At 68.3% G+C, this 17,995-nt stretch carries 17 protein-coding genes; 7 read left to right on the top strand and 10 right to left on the bottom strand.

Annotated features, from left to right (window positions below):
- Positions 1–63: 63 nt before the first annotated feature.
- On the bottom strand, positions 64–864 hold the full coding sequence (gene mazG / locus RVY76_RS09095; protein WP_317373562.1) for a nucleoside triphosphate pyrophosphohydrolase: 801 nt from the start codon (positions 862–864) through the stop codon (positions 64–66).
- Between the two features lie 66 nt (positions 865–930).
- On the opposite strand from mazG, the gene RVY76_RS09090 reads away from it, so the two are divergent.
- From RVY76_RS09090 to RVY76_RS09070, 5 genes are all read left to right on the top strand, one after another.
- Complete coding sequence (locus RVY76_RS09090; protein ID WP_317376744.1) at positions 931–2,094, top strand: M20 aminoacylase family protein; 1,164 nt, start codon at positions 931–933, stop codon at positions 2,092–2,094.
- Positions 2,095–2,102: 8 nt separating this feature from the next.
- Positions 2,103–2,534 (top strand): DUF1499 domain-containing protein, encoded by a 432-nt coding sequence (locus tag RVY76_RS09085; protein WP_317373561.1) that lies wholly within the window; start codon positions 2,103–2,105, stop codon positions 2,532–2,534.
- 34 nt (positions 2,535–2,568) lie between these two features.
- Positions 2,569–3,618, top strand: a complete 1,050-nt coding sequence (gene prfA, locus RVY76_RS09080; RefSeq protein WP_317373560.1) for a peptide chain release factor 1 — start codon at positions 2,569–2,571, stop codon at positions 3,616–3,618.
- Complete coding sequence (prmC, locus tag RVY76_RS09075; RefSeq protein ID WP_317373559.1) at positions 3,615–4,439, top strand: peptide chain release factor N(5)-glutamine methyltransferase; 825 nt, start codon at positions 3,615–3,617, stop codon at positions 4,437–4,439. The genes prfA and prmC overlap by 4 nt, the downstream gene beginning before the upstream one ends.
- Positions 4,440–4,646: 207 nt before the next feature.
- Positions 4,647–5,315, top strand: coding sequence for a DUF4167 domain-containing protein (locus RVY76_RS09070; protein WP_317373558.1), 669 nt, complete (start codon positions 4,647–4,649; stop codon positions 5,313–5,315).
- Positions 5,316–5,322: 7 nt separating this feature from the next.
- Here RVY76_RS09070 and rsmA read toward each other — a convergent pair whose 3' ends face one another.
- The 6 genes from rsmA to lptF are packed head-to-tail and all read right to left on the bottom strand — an operon-like array spanning position 5,323 to position 12,763.
- The gene (gene rsmA / locus RVY76_RS09065; protein WP_317373557.1) at positions 5,323–6,165 is read right to left on the bottom strand and encodes a 16S rRNA (adenine(1518)-N(6)/adenine(1519)-N(6))-dimethyltransferase RsmA; all 843 of its coding nucleotides are present in this window, start codon (positions 6,163–6,165) and stop codon (positions 5,323–5,325) included.
- Positions 6,162–7,136 carry a 4-hydroxythreonine-4-phosphate dehydrogenase PdxA gene (pdxA, locus tag RVY76_RS09060; protein WP_317373556.1) on the bottom strand — a complete coding sequence of 325 codons (975 nt, stop codon included), beginning with the start codon at positions 7,134–7,136 and terminating at the stop codon, positions 6,162–6,164. Before pdxA ends, rsmA begins: the two co-directional genes overlap by 4 nt.
- Positions 7,133–8,353, bottom strand: coding sequence for a peptidylprolyl isomerase (locus RVY76_RS09055; RefSeq protein WP_317373555.1), 1,221 nt, complete (start codon positions 8,351–8,353; stop codon positions 7,133–7,135). The genes pdxA and RVY76_RS09055 overlap by 4 nt, the downstream gene beginning before the upstream one ends.
- Before the next feature lie 45 nt (positions 8,354–8,398).
- Complete coding sequence (locus RVY76_RS09050; RefSeq protein WP_317373554.1) at positions 8,399–10,540, bottom strand: LPS-assembly protein LptD; 2,142 nt, start codon at positions 10,538–10,540, stop codon at positions 8,399–8,401.
- A 1-nt stretch (position 10,541) separates the two neighbouring features.
- Positions 10,542–11,639: an LPS export ABC transporter permease LptG gene (gene lptG, locus RVY76_RS09045; protein ID WP_317373553.1), complete on the bottom strand. Its 1,098-nt coding sequence runs from the start codon at positions 11,637–11,639 to the stop codon at positions 10,542–10,544.
- Positions 11,636–12,763, bottom strand: a complete 1,128-nt coding sequence (gene lptF, locus RVY76_RS09040; protein ID WP_317373552.1) for an LPS export ABC transporter permease LptF — start codon at positions 12,761–12,763, stop codon at positions 11,636–11,638. The genes lptG and lptF overlap by 4 nt, the downstream gene beginning before the upstream one ends.
- A gap of 124 nt (positions 12,764–12,887) precedes the next feature.
- Between lptF and RVY76_RS09035 the strand changes: the two genes are divergently transcribed.
- Both RVY76_RS09035 and RVY76_RS09030 read left to right on the top strand, forming a co-directional pair.
- Positions 12,888–14,354: a leucyl aminopeptidase gene (locus RVY76_RS09035; RefSeq protein ID WP_317373551.1), complete on the top strand. Its 1,467-nt coding sequence runs from the start codon at positions 12,888–12,890 to the stop codon at positions 14,352–14,354.
- Positions 14,354–14,812: a DNA polymerase III subunit chi gene (locus RVY76_RS09030; RefSeq protein WP_317373550.1), complete on the top strand. Its 459-nt coding sequence runs from the start codon at positions 14,354–14,356 to the stop codon at positions 14,810–14,812. Before RVY76_RS09035 ends, RVY76_RS09030 begins: the two co-directional genes overlap by 1 nt.
- A 3-nt stretch (positions 14,813–14,815) precedes the next feature.
- Here the strand turns inward: RVY76_RS09030 and RVY76_RS09025 are convergent, their stop codons facing one another.
- From RVY76_RS09025 to RVY76_RS09015, 3 genes are read right to left on the bottom strand one after another with little or no spacing between them, the layout of a single operon-like run.
- Positions 14,816–15,391 carry a TIGR02281 family clan AA aspartic protease gene (locus RVY76_RS09025; protein WP_317373549.1) on the bottom strand — a complete coding sequence of 192 codons (576 nt, stop codon included), beginning with the start codon at positions 15,389–15,391 and terminating at the stop codon, positions 14,816–14,818.
- Between the two features lie 36 nt (positions 15,392–15,427).
- Positions 15,428–16,054, bottom strand: coding sequence for a MarC family protein (locus RVY76_RS09020; protein ID WP_317373548.1), 627 nt, complete (start codon positions 16,052–16,054; stop codon positions 15,428–15,430).
- Between the two features lie 7 nt (positions 16,055–16,061).
- Entirely contained in the window at positions 16,062–17,909 is a 1,848-nt protein-coding gene (locus RVY76_RS09015; RefSeq protein ID WP_317373547.1) for an ABC-F family ATP-binding cassette domain-containing protein, read from the bottom strand.
- Between the last annotated feature and the right edge of the window lie 86 nt (positions 17,910–17,995).

Genomic DNA, 17,995 nt, shown 5'->3' with positions numbered 1-17,995 from the left:
CTCGCCGGGTGAGGGTGGATCGCCGCGAAGGTCCTACAGCCGCGGCGCGGGATCAAGGGGCGGTCAGCCTTTCTCGATCCGCTTCGCCTCGTCCCAGAGGGTGTCCATCTCGGCAAGGTCGCTGTCGGCGGGGTTGCGGCCCCGCTCGGCCAGGCGGGCCTCGATATGCGCGAATCGGCGGGTGAACTTGGTGTTGGTGCCGCGCAGGGCGGCCTCGGGATCGATGCCCAGATGCCGCGCGAGATTGGCGAGCGCGAAGAGCATGTCGCCCATCTCGTCCTCGATCCGGGCGGGATCGAGCGTCTCGCGGGCCTCGACCAGCTCCTGCGCCTCCTCGGCGATCTTGGCGGCGACCTGGGCCGTGTCGGGCCAGTCGAAGCCCACGCGCGCCGCACGCTTCTGCAGCTTTTCCGCACGCAGCAGCGCGGGCAGGCCCAGCGCCACGCCGTCGAGCGTGCCGGCGCGGCCCCGCTCGGCCGCCTTCACGGCTTCCCAGTCGGCCGACTGCTGGGCGGCGGACTTGTCGCGCGACTGTTCGCCGAAGACATGCGGATGACGGTCGATCATCTTGGCGGTGATCGTCGCGATCACGTCGTCGAGGTCGAAGGCCCCGCGTTCCTCGGCCATCTGCGCGTGATAGACCGACTGGAAGAGCAGATCGCCCAGCTCTCCGCGCAGCTCGTCCATCGCGTCGCGTTCGATCGCGTCGGCGACCTCGTAGGCCTCCTCGATCGTGTAGGGGGCGATCGTCGCGAAATCCTGTTCGAGATCCCAGGGGCATCCACGTTCGGGATCGCGCAGCCGCGCCATCACGGCGCGCAGGCGCGGCAGTCCGTCTGGCATGTCGAGAATCGGATCGGTCATTGCGGTCTGCCCGGCTTTGCGAAAGACATGGGGGCAGAGTTGGCGCATCAGATCCGGAGTGTCCAGTTGCCCGTCCTCAACAGCATCGCGGCCTTCGCCGACGACATGAAAACATGGCGGCGGCATCTGCACGCCCATCCCGAACTCGGGTTCGAATGCCACGAGACCGCCGCTTTCGTGGCCGCGCGGCTGCGGGAATTCGGCGTCGACGAGATCCACGAGGGGATCGCCACGAGCGGTGTCGTCGCCATCCTGGAAGGGCGGGGCGAGGGGCCGACGATCGGGCTTCGCGCCGACATGGACGCGCTGCCGATGGCGGATGAGAGCGGGGCCGAGCATGCCTCGACCGTTCCGGGGCGGTCGCATGCCTGCGGGCATGACGGTCATACGGCCATGCTTCTCGGGGCGGCGCGATACCTCGCGGAAACCCGCAATTTCGCGGGCCGCGTCGCGCTGATCTTCCAGCCCGCCGAGGAGACGGGCGGCGGCGGCCGCGTGATGGTCGAGGAGGGCGTGATGGACCGCTTCGACGTGTCGGAGGTCTATGCCATCCACAATGCGCCCCAATTCGAGGCGGGGCATTTCCTGACGAGTCCGGGGCCGATCATGGCGGCGGTGGACGAGTTCTCGATCCAGGTGTCGGGTCGGGGCGGACATGCCGCCTATCCGCATACCTGCGTCGATCCGATCCCGGCGCTGGTCGCGATCGCGCAGGGGTTCGACACGATCGTCTCGCGCAACGCCGATCCGATCGACCGCCTCGTCGTGACGGTCACGCAGATCCATGCCGGCAGCGCCATGAACGTGACGCCGGGGCGGGGCACGATCGCGGGCACGGTCCGGAGCTTCACGCCCGCGATGCGCGACCTGGCCGAGCGGCGCATCCGCGAGATCGCCGACGGTGCGGCCGCCATGTTCGGCGTGGAGGTCGATACGGGCTATCTGCGCGACTATCCCCCGACGGTGAACCACGCGCGCGAGGCGGGGCGGGCCGCGGATGTCGCGGCCGACCTCGTGGGCGAGGCGCGCGTCCATCGCGACGTCCGTCCCGCGATGGGGGCCGAGGATTTCTCCTACATGCTCGAGGCGCGGCCGGGGGCCTATCTCAAGCTCGGTACGGGCGGCGGTCCGCTCTGTCATCATCCCGCATTCGACTTTCCCGACGAGATCGCCCCCCTCGGGGCGAGCTTCTTCGCGCGGCTCGTCGAACTGCGCCAGCCGCCGATGTGAGGACAACCATGCTGACAGCGCTCGTCATCGTTCTTCTGGGCATCGCCGCGGTCTCGGTCTGGGTGCGGACGCGTCCGGTGCCGGAGGACGCGCTCGCTTGGCCGAAAGGGGACTGGTCGATCGGGGATCACGTCGAATCGACGGGCATCGTGGCGGTGCGCGCGCCCGACGATCCGGATGTCGCCTATGGCGATCTCGCGCGGATCATCGAGGATGCGCCGCGCACGACGCTGCGCGAAGGCGGTCCGGGCCAGGGGCGGCTCATCGCGGTGACGCGGACGCGGATCCTGGGATTTCCCGACGTCACGCATCTCTGGACCGAGGACGGCCGCGTGCTGATCTCGGGGCATCTGGTGATGGGCAAGAGCGACATGGGCGTGAACGCGCGTCGCGTGCGCGGATGGCTCGCCGATGCGGGGCTCGACGGGGACGGGGCTTGACCGGGAGGCCGCTTTCGGGCGAATGACGCGAGCCATGGTTCCCCTCGACAGACTTGCGCAGATCACCGACCGGTTCGAGTATCTCGAAGCCGCGATGTCCCAGGGCGGCGGCGATATCGCCGCGCAGGGCCGCGAATATGCGGAGCTGCGCCCGATCGTGGCCGAGATCCGCGAATACCGCGCATTGCTCGACGGCATCGCCGAGGCCGAGGCCATGCTTGCCGATCCCGAGATGCGCGAGCTTGCCGAGGAGGAACTGCCCGTCCTGCGCAAGCGCATCCCGGAGGTCGAGGAAAGCCTTCGCGTGGCGCTCCTGCCGAAGGACGCGGCCGATGGACGCCCCGCAATCCTCGAGATCCGGCCCGGCACGGGTGGCGAGGAGGCATCGCTTTTCGCGGCCGACCTCATGCGGATGTACCAGCGCTTTGCCGAGGCGCGGGGCTGGAGCTTCGACGTGGTCGAACGTGCTGAGACCGAGCTTGGCGGGCTGAGGGAACTGGTCGCCAACATCCGTGGCGAGGGGGTGTTCGCCGCGCTGAAGTTCGAATCGGGCGTGCATCGCGTGCAGCGGGTGCCGACCACCGAATCGGGCGGGCGCATCCACACCTCGGCCGCGACGGTGGCCGTGCTGCCCGAGGCGCAGGAGGTCGATATCGCGATCGACCCGGGCGACATCCGCATCGACACGATGCGCGCCAGCGGCGCGGGCGGCCAGCACGTCAACACGACCGATTCGGCCGTGCGCATCACCCATCTGCCGACCGGCATCGTCGTCACGAGCAGCGAGAAGTCGCAGCACCGCAACCGCGAGATCGCGATGCAGGTGCTGCGCGCGCGGCTCTACGACGCGGAACGCCAGCGCATGGCCGACGAACGCGCCGGCGCACGCAAGAGCCAGGTCGGGTCGGGCGACCGGAGCGAGCGGATCCGCACCTACAATTTCCCGCAGGGCCGCATGACCGATCACCGCATCAACCTGACGCTCTACAAGCTCGACCAGGTGATGCAGGGCGATCTGGACGAGATCGTCTCGGCCCTGACCGCCGAGGATCAGGCCGCGCGGCTTGCGGAAATGGACGGGTGAGGCCGCGCGACGCGTTGCTCGCCCGGGGCCGGGCGCAACTTGCCGGGCTGGCCGATCCCATGCGCGAGGCGCGCACACTTCTGGCGCATGCGGCGGGGGTGGGGCGAGACCGGCTCCATGATCTCGACGACGACCGGATCGCGGAGGTCGCCCCGCGATTCGAGGCGCTCGTGGCCTCGCGTGCCGGGGGGAGGCCCCTTTCGCGCATCCTTGGATATCGGGAGTTCTGGACGCATCGGTTCGAGATCGGCGATGACGTGCTCGATCCACGTGCCGATACCGAGACGCTCGTGGCTCGTGCGCTAGACCTCGACTGGGCGAGTTGCCTCGACCTCGGGACGGGGTCGGGCTGCGTATTGCTGAGCCTTCTGTCCGAGAGAAAGGACGCGCGGGGCGTGGGGACGGATGTCTCGGACGGAGCGCTCGGGATCGCGGCGCGCAATGCGCGGGCGCTGGGCCTCGAGGGGCGGTCGTCGTTCCTGCAATCCGACTGGTACGCGCATGTCACGGGGCGGTTCGACCTGATCGTGTCGAACCCGCCCTATATCGCGCTCGACGAAATGGAGGGCCTGTCGCCGGACGTGCGCGGGCACGATCCCCGCGGCGCGCTGACGGACGAGGCCGACGGCCTCGGGGCCTACCGCCGGATCGTCGAGGGCGCGCGCGATCACCTGCATCCGGGCGGCTGGCTCGCCGTGGAGATCGGCTGGCGGCAGCGCGGTGCCGTCCAAGGGCTTTTCGAGGCGGCCGGGTTCCGGTCGATCGCCTGTCATGCCGATCTGGAAGGACGCGATCGGGTCGTTCTGGGGCTGGCGGGATAAAATACAGCGAAAACACGCGCAATTCGAAAGAAATCCCTTGTCACGACGATCCCGACATGGTCTGACAAGGATCACAGATGGCGGGACGCGGTCGCGTTCGCCTCTGGCATAGCCAGAACATCGACGCCGACCCGAGGCCGCCATTCGCGGCCCCTTGCAACAAACGGGACTGGCGCGTGTCACATAACAGGCCGGAACCTTCTCCATATGCGAACTTCGAACAAACGCTCGCGGTCCAAGAACAACCGCAATCGTCCCTCCGGCGGCAATATCGTCAACCGGGTCTTCGACAGCTCCGGCCCGGAGGGCAAGGTGCGCGGAACGCCGCAGCAGATCATCGACAAGTACAATCAGCTGACCCGCGACGCGCAGCTCTCGGGCGATCGCGTCGCCGCCGAGAATTTCGCCCAGCATGCCGAGCACTACACGCGCATGCTGGCCGAGGCGCAGCGCGAGATGGATCAGAAGCGCGAGCAGCACGAGCAGCAGAACCAGAACCGCCAGCCGAATTCCGATCAGCCGCGCCAGCAGAACGACGGCGGGGATGCCCGCCGCCCGGATGACGGGCGGGGACAGGACGATGGCGATCGCAGCCGGGACGAGGCCAGGCCAGCCGAACCCGCGGCACAGGAAGAGGCACCTGCCGAACCCGTCCGCAAGCCGCGCAACCGTCGCAAGCCCGCCCCCAAGGACGAGCCGCAGAAGACGGAAGGCCCGCGCGACGACGTGATCGACACCGGATCCGATGAAAGCGGATCGGGCCTTGTCGAAACGCCGGAAAATGCGCCTAAACCGCGCCGGACCCGCAAGCGCAAGACTGCGGACGACACCCCGCAGGAAGGCAATGGCGGCGGCGAGAATCAGGCGGCCGAATAAGGCCGCCTCAACGCGCGGCCCAGGTCCGCGCGAGCGTGCAGAATTCCTCGACCGAAAGCTCCTCGGCCCTGCGTGTCGGCGCGATGCCGGCCTCGGCCAGGATATCCTCGATTTCGGGATGAAGCGGCTTCAGCGAGGCGCGCAGCATCTTGCGCCGCTGCCCGAAAGCCGCCGTCGTCAGTCGGAACAGCCGATCCGCCGGAGCCGGGAAGCGCGGCTCGGGCAGGGCCGTCAGGTGCACCACGGCCGACCGGATCTTGGGCGGCGGCGTGAAGGCTTCGGGCGGAAGCTCCATCACGATCCGGGCTTCGCTGCGCCATTGGGCGAGGATGGCTAGCCGGCCATAGGCCTTCGAGCCCGGGCGTGCGACGATCCGTTCCGCGACCTCTTTCTGGAACATCAGCGTGAGCGACGTCCAGAAGGGCGGCCAGTCGGGCGGGTCGAGCCACCGCGTCAGCAGTTCCGTTCCGACATTGTAGGGCAGGTTGGCCGCGATCCGGATCGGCGGGGTGAGCCTTGCCTCGGGGTCGATCTCGAGCGCGTCGCCGTTCACGATCTCCAGCCGCCCGGGATAGGTGTCGGCGATCTGCTGCAGCGCCGGGACGCAGCGCGCGTCCTTCTCGATGGCGAGGACCCGGCGCGCGCCCTCGGCAAGCAGCCCCCGCGTGAGCCCGCCCGGCCCCGGCCCGATCTCGAGCACGTCCGAGGACGACAGATCGCCCGCCTGGCGCGCGATCTTGGCCGTGAGGTTGAGATCGAGGAGGAAATTCTGTCCGAGAGACTTTCGGGCCGAGAGACCATGCTCCGCGATCACAGCCCGAAGCGGGGGGAGGTCGTCGATCGCGCTCATGCCGCGGCCCGGGCGGTCGCCATCCGCGCGGCCATGCGGAGCGCCGCGATCAGCGATGTCGGATCGGCCCGGCCCGTGCCCGCGATGTCGAGCGCGGTGCCGTGGTCGGGCGACGTGCGGATGAACGGAAGGCCCAGCGTCACGTTCACGCCGCCCGAGAAGTCGATGGTCTTGATCGGGATCAGCGCCTGGTCGTGATACATGGCGATCGCGGCATCGTAGCGCGACCGGGCCTCGGCATGGAACATCGTGTCCGCGGATGCCGGCCCGCGCAGGTCGAACCCTTCGGCGCGCAAGGCGTCGATCACCGGAGCGATGATCGAGATCTCCTCGCCGCCGATGGCACCGCCTTCGCCCGCATGGGGGTTGAGGCCCGCAATGGCGATCCGCGGCGCGGCGATCCCGAAATCGCGGATGAGGGCGGCATGGGTGATGCGGATCGTCGCCTCCAACCCCTCCCGCGTCAGGGCGCGCGGCACGTCGGAGAGGGGGATGTGGATCGTGGCGGGCACGACGCGCAGGGCCTCGCAGGCCAGCATCATGACGACGCGGTCGACCCCGGCAAGGGCCGCGAGGTATTCGGTATGGCCCGGATAGGCGAAATTCGCGCCGTCGATCAGGGCCTTCTTGTGGATGGGCCCGGTACAGAGCGCCGATGCCTCTCCCGATTGGACGAGATCGACCCCGCGCGAAATGGCGGAGACGACGCCCGCCGCATTCGCGGGGTCCGGACGGCCGGGAACATTGGGGGCGGCGAAACGGTGACGCAGGACCGGAAGCGCATGTCCTGCGACCGCCGCGGCTTCGGCGGGGGTCGCGATCTCGGCTACGGGCGTGCCTTGGGGCAGATGCGCGGGGTCGCCGATCCAGAAGAACGGCAGGGCGGGGCCGAGGGCGCGCCAGGCCGCCGCCGCGATCTCGGGGCCGACGCCCGAGGGCTCTCCGCAGCTGAGCGCGACGGGCGCGCTCATGGATAGGAGATGTCGGCGTTCGCGCGCAGCTCGGCGAGATAGGCGTCGGCGCGGCGACCGATCCGCCTGTTGATGAGGGCGTCGCGCGCGGCGGAGCGATCGACCGCTTCGAGCGTGTCCTCGTCCTGGTAGTAGCGACCGCAGAGCATGAGATAGACGAGCGTCTGCCCGTCCGCGCGGGTCAGCGCGGTTGAAACCTCGTTCTCGTCGAGCTGGGACAGCGCCACCGCCACATCGGCGGGTATCTGGTCGGGGGGCAGGCGATCGCGCTGCAACCGCGAGGGGGGCAGGCCCTCGGCCACGCCGTAGAGGTCGTCGCAGGTCTGCACGTTCGCGTCGAGTTCCGCGGCCTGTCGAAGCGCCTCGGGCGAACGGCCGCCGGGAATGTAGAAGGCGGCATAGTCGATCGAGCGGATCGGCGCATCCATCGCGACCTCTTCGATCGCGCGGAGCTGGAAGAAGGCGATGGCGTTCGGCAAGGACAGCGGCTGCGTCACCTCGCCCGGGCTGAGAGACGAGATCGCGGAGCGCAGCGGCCCCGGCAGTTCGGAGAGCTGCAGCCAGTCGAGCTGACCGCCCCGATCGCGGGAGGGCGAGGCCGAGATCTCGCGGGCGGCGGCGGCGAAGGCGGGGATCGTGTCGATCTCGGCGATCCGCGGAGCGATCTCGCGCGAGCGCGCGGCGTTCTGGGGATTGTTGGCGGGCAGGATGATCTCGCTCATGAGGACGCGGAGGCCCGGCGCGGGGGGCGTGCGGATCTCGTCCTCGACATCGGCCTCGGTGACGCGCGAGGCCTCGTTGCCGAAGCGGGCGCGCACGATGCGCCGCCATGCGATCCCGGCGCGCACGAAATCCCTGAACGAGGTCTCGTCGACGCCTTGCGACGCGAGCTGCGCCACGAATTCCTCGCGCGAGAGATCCGCGCGGGCGGCGAATTCCTCCATGCCGGAGAGGAGATCCTCCTCGGAGATGGCAAGTCCGATCCGGGCGGCTTCGGCGAGTTGCAGACGCTCGTCGATGAGGGCTTCGCGCGCGGCCTCGCGCGGATCGCCGGGCGCGTTGAAGAGTTCGAGCATGCGTGCCCGCTGATCGACCTCGAACCGGGTGACGACGCGGCCGTCGACCTCGATCGCGGGGGCGAAGAGGTTCTGCGCGAAGGTCCATTGGGGGGCTGCGAGCAGCGCACAGAGCAGGAGATGGGACAGGCGGAATGTCATGTCGGCGCTCGCTCTCGTCGCTGGGGCGGTGTCGCGGGGCTCATATCATCCATCGCAGCGCTTGCGAAAGGTCTCGTCGACACGGCTGTCGCCGAAGCCCGCAAGCGCGACGGTGATCCCGAATTCCGTGGCCGGATCCACGATGTCGGTCTGCGTAAAGCGGCGGGAGAGGGACATGTCGACGCTGATGCATTCCGACCGGTATTCGAGCCCGAGACCGGAGCGCTGCGCGCGGTCCACGTCGAAATCGTAACGGGTATCGAACTTTCCGATCCAGTGGCGCGACAACCGCCACTCGCCCTCGAGGGTGAGTTCGTGGGTGTCGCGGGGGCGGTTCTCGGCGGGCTCGCCGTCGAGGAAAACATAGGCCGTCTCGAGCGCGAGACGCTCGCCGAGATAGCCGAGCCGCGCCTCGTTCTTGGTGAGCTCGAGCTCGTCGTCGAAGAGGGTCCGCCCCGTGAACGCGATCCGCTCGCCCAGCCGGACCTGCGCGGCGGCGAGCCAGTCGGAGCTCTTGCCCCCGAGGCCGGACCCACGGGTGAAGCCGCCGGTGCTGTCGCTGGCCCCGCCGTCGAGGTCGTTCTCGCTCGTCGTGCGGAAGACGCGACCGGCGACGGCCCCGAGGGTCCAGCCTTCCGGGCTCGTCCGGGTGAACCGCACGCCGACATTGGCGCGCGCGCCCGTTTCGATCCGGTCGTCGCCCGGAAAGCGCGACAGCGCCATGAGATTGCCCTCGTCGAACTCCGCGAGGATGCTGTCCTCGTTGGGGACCGCATCGCCGGTCACGTCCGACCACGCGAGCTGGACCATCGGCTCGATCAGCTCGCGCACGCCGCCCGCCGAACTGCGCTGGAGCGGCAGGCGCAGATCCACGCTCGCATAGGGGGTGAGACGCGCGGCCTCGCTTCCGAAACGGCTGTCGTTGTGGATGGTGTAGAGCGCCCCCGCGATCCCGGCCTCGGCCTCGCCCGCGATCCCCGTGCGCGTGATCCAGTCGCGCCGATAGGACAGTCCCATCCCCAGTCGCGACACGTCGCGGCCGGCACCGTCGATCGTCGAGGACCGCGAGAGCGTCGCGGCGTTGACGTCGAGCACGACCTCGCCCTGGGCGAAGGGCGTGGCGCGCTGGTAATCGACCGTGCCGTAATAGGAGGGCAGGCGATCCGAAATCGCGCCTTCGGCCCCGCGCAACGTGTCGAAGCTGACGATGCTGGCGTTGAAGAGATCCTTGGCACGGGCGCGGAAGATCCGCACGCCGGTCTCGAGCCGGTCGGTATCGGCATAGCCGTAATCGATGAGGTAGGATTCGTCGGAAACCTGTTCGACATCGAATTCGAGCTGGAAGCCGCGCGGCAGGTCGAAGGCACCGCGCGCGAAGACGTAGTGTCGCGTCTCGTCCGGCAGGAGATCGTCGCGGGTGATCGCGGCGTCGAAGCGCAGCGCCCCGTTCGGAAAGGTCTGCCGGTAGGTCGTCTCGAGCGTGCTGGTCGAGCCGGAGAGGTAGGGCGACAGGGTCACGTCGGCATGGGAGCCGAGCGTTTGGAAATAGGGGATCTTGAACCCCGTACCCAACCGCGACGTGGTGCGGAGCCGGGGGATCAGGAACCCGCTCGACCGCGAGAGCGTCGGGTCGGGCAGGCGCAACCGCGGGAAATAGGCGACCGGGACGCCGAGGAGCCGGAAGGTCGCATTGTCGAAATAGAGAAGGCGTTCCTGCTCGTCGTGGATGACGCGGCGGGCGCGGATCTCCCATGTGGGGGTCGGGTTCGCGGCGCAGATCTCGCAGGACGAGGCCACGGTGTTCGAAAGCTGCGTGTAGCGTCCCTCGACCCGCGCGATCTGCGTCGCGGCGAGCTGGAGCTGACGGTCGAGGACGAGCCGTGCCGAGCGCAGGATCCCATCGGCGAGATCGGCGTCGAGTTCGGCCTGATCGGCCAGGACGAGGATCTGGTCCCCTTCCTCGAGGGTGATGGGGCCCGTGACGCTGATCCGGTCGGTCGACTGGTCGTAGACGATGCCCGCAGCCTCGAGCCGCGTCTCGCCGTAAAGGACCTCGACCGATCCCGCGGCAACGAGGACATCGTCGCCCTCGACCCGCAATTCGTCGGCGACGAGGGTCGCGAGTTCCTGTGCGGTGCCCGACAACGGGGCGAGCGCGAGCGCGAGGCTCAGGCAGATCGCGCGCATGTCAGCCGTCCTCCCAATGCAGAAGCAGTCCAAGCGGCAGCAGGATCGCGGCCACCGGCGGCCCCCATGCGGCGAGCGCGATGGGGATCTGACCGTTCTCTCCAAGGATCTGCGCGAAGTTGCGGATGAAGAAAAGGGTAAAGCCCATGGCGAGTGCGAGAAGCACCATGAGCCCGGTGCGACCGAAACGCGTGTGGCGCATGGTGAAACCCGCGCCCACGAGCACCATTGCGGTCAACAGGAGCGGCGTCGCGAGTTCCATCTGCAACCAGACGCGGTGCTTGCGCGCCGAGAAGCCGGCATTCTCGAGCTGCGCGATGAAGGCCGGCAGGTCCCAGATCGACACGGCCGAGGGCGTGGCGAAGCTGTCGAGGATCTGTTCGGCCGTCAGCGTGGCGTCGATCTCGAGCTCGTCGTGCAGTCGTGCGCCCTGTTCCGGGTTGGGGCTGTCGAAGCGCCATTCCTTCGCATCGCTCAGAACCCAGCGCGAACCGTCGAGCCGGGCGATCGCGGCATCGATGCGGAAGACCGGGCTGCCCGCGAGGCTGAGGCCCTGGAAGCTCGTGTCGTAGAGCGTCGTGCCCTCGCGGTCGGCGCGGGTCGCGCGGATCACCGTCTGCGAGCCCGCGCCGCCGCCCTGACGAAGCCAGAGACCCTCGTCGCTGATCGAGAGGGTGTTGCCGTTCGAGCCCGAGATCCGCTCGGCCAAAACGTCGTAATGCCGCGTCGTGGCCGCCACGATCGGGTTCATCGCCGCGACGGCGAGGATGCCCAGCAGCATCGCCATGACGACGGGGGCCTTGAGCGCGCGCAGGGCCGACCGACCCGAGGCGCGCGTCACGACGAGTTCGGAAGTGCGCGCGAGATTGAGAAAGAGCGCGAGCGTCGCCATGATCACGAGGAGCGGAAGGATCCTGTAGAGGGTTTCCGGCACGCTCAGCATGGTCAGCCCCAGAAGCGTCGCGAAGCCCGCCCCGTCATCGTCGAAGCGGCGCACCTGCTCCACGAGATCGAGCAGCACCAGGATGCCGAGGAAGACACCGCCGACCATGACGAAGCTGCGAAGGAAGCGTCGCGCGAAATAGCGATGGAGGATCATGCGGCGGCGGCCCCCCGCGCACGTCGCGCCGGACGCGATGCCAGCAGAAGGAGGATCGCCGTCAGGATCAGCCCAAGGGCGATCGAGGCGTAGGCCACGGGCCAAGGCGCACCTGCCAGCACCTGCGCGCCCGCGATGTTGTCGACCAGCTCGACCGCGATGAGACCGCAGATCGCGCCGGTGATCTGCCGCCAGGCCCCGAACCGCGAGAAACCTCCGAGCATCATCGCGGCAAAACCCACCAGGGGCGTCACCAGCGCCGAGAGCCCTTGGGTGAACCGCTCATGTGCCTCGTAGACCAGCTCCGTCACGCTGTCGCCCGTCTCGTCGCTGAGCGCGGGGCCGGCGGTCAGAAGCTCCCATGTCGGCACTTCCGAGGCGTCGCGGCGCATGTCGTCGGTCATCTCGACCAGATCCGAGATGTCGAAGGAGAGGCTTTCGAACCGCGTCGTGGCGAGCCGTTCGGTTCTGAGATCAAGGTCCTGCACCAGCCCAGAATACATCACGAGGCGGGGCCCGTCATCGGTGCGGACCAGCAGACCGCGGCGTGCGGTATAGGTCAGCCGCTTGCGCGGATCGCGGGCATCCGAAAGGAAAAGACCCAGGAGCTCGGTCTCGGGCGTGATCTCGCGGATGAAGATCGTCACGTCGTCCGTCGGGTGCAGGAACTCGCCGTCGGTCAGCAGGCCCGCCGTCACGTCCTGGGCGATCTCGGCCGCGCGCTGATCGAGCCGGCCGCTGGACAGCGGGACCAACAGATGCGTGAGGACGAGCGTCACGAGGGCGCAGAACATGCCGAAGATCGCGACCGGACGGGCGAGCCGCGCCGGAGAGAAGCCCGACGACTGCATGATGACGAGCTCACTCTCGCCCCGAAGCCTGTTGGCGACGTAGACCGACGCGGCAAAGGCCGAGACCGGCAGCACGACGCGGATCACGTTCGGCAGGCTGAGCGCGGTGAATTCGAGGAAGACGATCGCCGTCTGGCCGTTCGAGATGAGTTGGTCGAACAGCGTCACGGCCCGGTTGATCCAGTAGACGAGGACCAGCACCAGGCTGAAGAAGCCGAAGAGCATCAGAAGCTGCGACAGCAGATACCTGTCCAATCGACCCAAGCGTGCCATCCCATCGAGCGTTCCTTGCGTCCGGAGATTAGCCAATGCCGCGCGCGGGCGAAACTGCCTTCTGGCCAGTGGCGGCCCGCGGGATTAGGGTCGGCGCGACATCGCCCGAGGAAAGGAAGCCCGCATGACCCGTCCCGCCACTCTCGAGATCGTGCCGATGGACCTCGATACGCTCGGCCAGAGCAAAGGCAGCGTTGCCGCGTTCATGGGCGAGGGCGGCGCGCTCGGTGGCGGTGCCGAACGCGTCGATGCGCTGACGAACGGTGCCGTCGGGCGGTTCGCGGCGAGCCGCGCCGCTTCGAGGATGAAGCCGGGCGAGGCCCGTGCGATCGCCTGGCCCGCGGGGATGGAGGCCGAGACCGTCCTGATTGCCCGCCTCGATGCCGATGACGATACGGAGACCGCGCGGCGCGCGGGCGTGGCGCTTTCCCGTGCGGGGACGGGCGATCTTACCATCGTCGCGGACGGTCGCGCGGATGCGGCCGAGATCGCGCTCGGTGCCCTGCTGCGCCGCTACGAGTTCACCGATCACAAGACGAAATCCGAGGAGGCGGAAGAGGAACCCGCGACGATCACGCTGATGGTCGAGGATCCGGCCGCGATCGATGCCGAGGGGCTCATGGCCGTTGCGGAGGGCGTGTTCTTCACCCGCGATCTCGTCAATGAGCCGGCGAACGTCCTGACGACGACCGAATTCGCACGGCGGCTCGAGGCATTGTCCGAACACGGGCTCGAGGTCGAGGTGCTGGAGGAAGACGCGCTTGCCGAGCTCGGCATGGGCGCGCTGCTGTCGGTCGGGCAGGGCAGCGCGAGCCCGTCGAAGGTCGTCGTCATGCGCTGGCAGGGAGGCGGCGATGAGGCTCCGCTTGCCTTCGTGGGCAAGGGTGTCGTCTTCGATACCGGCGGCATCTCCCTCAAGCCCGCGGCGGGCATGGAAGACATGACGATGGACATGGGCGGGGCGGGCGTCGTCGCGGGCCTGATGAAGACGCTCGCGATGCGGAAGGCGCGCGCGAATGTCGTGGGGCTGGTCGGTCTGGTCGAGAACATGCCCGGTCCCGACGCGACGCGTCCGGGCGACGTCGTGACCGCGATGAAGGGCGACACGATCGAGGTCATCAACACGGACGCCGAAGGCCGGCTCGTCCTCGCGGACGTCATGTGGTACGCGCAGCAGCGGTTCGAGCCGTCGGGGCTGATCGATCTCGCGACGCTCACCGGTGCCATCATCGTGGGGCTGGGTCACGAGAATGCGGGTGTCTTCTCCAACGACGACGCGCTCTGCGACGCGCTTCTGTCCGCCGCGCGTGCCGAGGACGAGGGCGCGTGGCGGATGCCGCTGGGCAAGGCCTATGCGAAACTGCTCGAATCGCGCATCGCCGACGTCAAGAACGTGGGCGGTCGACCTGCGGGCTCCGTGACCGCCGCCGAGTTCCTCCGTCGCTTCGTCAAGGACGGCACGCCCTGGTGCCATATCGACATCGCCGGTGTGGCGAGCACCAAGGGCGACAGCCCCTATGCGCCGGCGGGCGCGTCGGGATGGGGGGTCCGGACGCTCGACCGGATGGTGCGCGAGATGTCCGGGCGCTGATGGGCGCGGCCTATTTCTATCACCTGACGCAGCGCCCGCTCGAGGTCGTCCTGCCGCAGCTTCTCGAACGTGCACGGGGGGCCGGATGGCGCGTCCTCGTGCGCGGGGGCAACGAGGTCCGGCTCGACCAGATCGACATCGCCCTCTGGACCTACGGGGAGGCGAGCTTCCTGCCGCATGGGCGCGCCGGAGGGCCGCATGACGACGCGCAGCCGATCCTGATCGCGCCGCCGGGCGACCTTCCGGAAGGGATCGCGTGCCTCATGAGCGTCGATGGCGCGGACGTGTCTGCCGAGGAGGTCGAACGGCTCGACAGGGTCTGCATCCTCTTCGACGGAACAGACCATGGTGCGCTCGAAAAGGCGCGGTCGCAATGGCGGGCGCTCACCAAGGCGGGGGCGTCGGCGCAATACTGGTCCGAGGAGACGGGGAAGTGGGAGAAGAAGGCCGAGGCCTGACGCTCAGCGGCGGAGCGTCAGCCTGCCGCCCTCGATCTCGATCCGGCCGAAGCGGCTGAGATAACTCATCCCCAGCAGAGAACCGTCCATCTCGCCGCCATTGACCGACGCACCGACATTCTGCTCGGTCACGCCGCCGAGGCTCACCTCGTCGAGGACGACCCGCGCCATCGGGACCATCCCGTTCGCCGTCTGGGCCTGCCCAAGATAGGCGAGACCATCGGGGTCGATGCCCACCCGTTCGGCGTCGCGGCGGCTGAGCACGAGATCGCTCGCGCCGGTATCGACGATGAAGGGGATCGGTGTGCCGTCGATCTCGAGCGTCATGTGGTAATGCCCGTCGGAGCCGAGCGGCACCTCGACGCTGCCGTCGATCGCGACGTTCTGGCTGGGCACGATGCGGTGGCCGAGGTCGGACCAGAGCGCAGCTGCCGCGGCCGCGCCGAAGAAGATCAGCGCCCAGATCGCCGCCTGCTGGATGGTCTTGCCGAGATTCCGGCGAGAGACGACGAAATAACTGCCGATGAAGCAGCCGAGCAGCACGAGGTAGAGCAGCGATGCGAAGGAGTTCCCGTCCATGCCGCTCAGATAGGCGCGATGACGGCCAATGTCATCTCAGCCGAGACCGAAATTGGCGAGCCCCTCGAGAACGAACTGGACCGAGAGCGCGGCGAGCAGCATGCCGAGAAGTCGCGTGACCACCAGGATCCCGGTATCGCCCAGCGCCTTTTCGATGAGGCCCGCGGCCAGGAACAGCGCAAAGACGATCGCGAAGATGACGATCATCACGCCGAAGATCCCGACCTGCGCCCAGATGTCGCCGCCAGTCTGGTCGGTCAGCAGGATGATCGAGGCGATGCCGCCGGGCCCCGCCAGCAGCGGGATGGCGAGGGGGAAGACCGAGGGGTCGTCCTCGGGCGAGGTATCGTCGAGATCGGCCTGATCGTGACGTCTCTGCGTGCGCCGTCCGAAGAGCATTTCGAGCGCGGTCAGGAACAGCAGGATCCCGCCGGCGATGCGGAAGGCCGGCATCGAGATGCCCACGAAGCCCAGCAATTGTTCGCCCAGAAGGCCGAAAAGGAGCAGGATCGCCATGCCGAGGATGCAGGCGCGCATCGCGATCGCCCGCCTGCGCCGCCGCGCCATGCCCTGCGTCAGCGCCATGTAGATCGGCGTCGTGCCGATCGGATCGATGATCACGAAGAGCGTGACGAAGGCGGTGACGTAGAAATCCGGCGTCATCGCCCCCTCACGCCTGGGCGCGCTCGAGCTTTTCGAGCGCGGCCATCCACAATGCCTCGGCCCGGTCGAGACCGTCCATCACCTCGGCGTATTTGCGGTTCCAGGTCTCGAGCTCGCCCGAGCGTCCGTCGTCGTAGAGGGCGGGATCGGCCAGCTTCTTCGCGAGCTTGTCGCGCATCTCGCTGAGCTTTTCGACGCGCGCCTCGCCCTTTCTAACCTCGGAGCGCAGCGCGAGGATGTCGTCGCGGCTCGCCCGTTTCGGGGTGGGCTTCGGTGCATCCTTCTTCTTCGGCTCGTCGGGTTGCAGCAGTAGCCGGCGATACGCGTCGAGATCGTCCTCGAACGGCGTGACGCGCCCGTCCTTCACCAGCCAGAGCCGGTCGGCCACGAGGCTGAGCAGATGCATGTCGTGGCTGACGAGGATGACCGCGCCCGAATAGGCGGTCAGCGCATCGACCAGCGCCTCGCGGCTTTCCATATCGAGGTGGTTCGTCGGCTCGTCGAGGATCAGCATGTGCGGCGCGTCGATCGTCGCCAGCAGCAGCGACAGCCGCGCCTTCTGCCCGCCGGACAGCTTGCCGACCAGTGTTTCGGCCTGATCGGCCCCCAGTCCGAAGCCCGCGAGCCGCGCGCGATGCCGCGCCGGGGCCTCTTCGGGGCGGAGACGGCGGATATGATCGATCGGCGTCTCGTCGATATGCAGTTCGTCGACCTGATGCTGAGCGAAATAGCCCACGCGCAGTTTCGAGGCGGCGGTGATATTGCCGCCCATCGGTTCGAGCTTGCCGGCGAGCAGCTTCGACAGGGTCGATTTGCCCTCGCCGTTGCGCCCGAGAAGCGCGATGCGGTCATCCTGGTCGATCCTGAGCGTCATCTTGCCCAGCACCACGCGCTCGCCGTAGCCCACGCTCGCCGATTCGAGGTTGACGATGGGCGGCGACAGTTCTTCGGGTTCCGGGAAGGAGAAGGCGCGCAGGGCGGCCTCCTGCGGCGTCTGGATCGTTTCGAGCTTTTCGATCATCTTGATCCGCGATTGCGCCTGCTTGGCCTTGGTGGCCTGCGCGCGGAAGCGATCGACGAACTTCTGAAGATGGGCGCGTCGGGCATCCGTCTTCTTGGCCTGGCTCTCGGCAGCGGCCCGTTGCGCGGCCTTGGTGCGCGCGAAGGTGTCGTAATTGCCGGTATAGAGCGTGAGCTTCTTCGCCTCGAGGTTCAGGATCGCGTTCACGGACCGGTTCAGCAGGCCGCGATCGTGGCTGATGATGATGACCGTGTGCGGATAGCGCGTCAGGTAATTCTCCAGCCAGAGCGCGCCTTCGAGATCGAGATAGTTCGTCGGCTCGTCGAGCAGTAGCACGTCGGGCTGGGAGAAGAGGACCCCCGCCAGCGCCACGCGCATCCGCCAGCCGCCCGAGAAGGCGCTGCAGGGCATGGCGATCTCGGCCTGGGTGAAGCCCAGCCCCCGCAGCAGTTGCGTGGCGCGGGCCTCTCCCGACCAGGCGTCGATATCGACGAGCCGTGTCTGCACCTCTGCGATGCGGGCGGGATCGGTCGCCGTCTCGGCCTCGGAAAGAAGGCTCGCGCGTTCGGTATCTGCCGCGAGGACCGTGTCGAGGAGCGAAACGTCCGACGAGGGCACCTCCTGGCGCACGCCGCCGATCCGCGCGCGCGGGGGCAGGCCGATGCTTCCCCCTTCGAGCACGAGCTCGCCGCGGATGAGCCGGAAGAGCGTCGTCTTGCCGGTTCCGTTGCGCCCCACCACGCCGACCTTGTGGCCTTCGGGGATCGTCGCGGATGCGCCCTCGAAGAGCGTACGGCCCTCGACGGCGTAGGTGATGTTGTCAATTCGCAGCATGTGCGGCGCTTAGCAGAGCGGCGGGTCGGGCGAAAGACGTGGACTGTACTGCGATCGTGGCTAGCTCGCCTTTCGAACGGTCGCGA

This window comes from Palleronia sp. LCG004, assembly GCF_032931615.1.
In the GTDB taxonomy this organism is placed as follows: Bacteria; Pseudomonadota; Alphaproteobacteria; order Rhodobacterales; family Rhodobacteraceae; genus Palleronia.
Note: the sequence above shows the minus strand (reverse complement) of the source record. Positions and strands in the feature narration are given on the sequence as shown.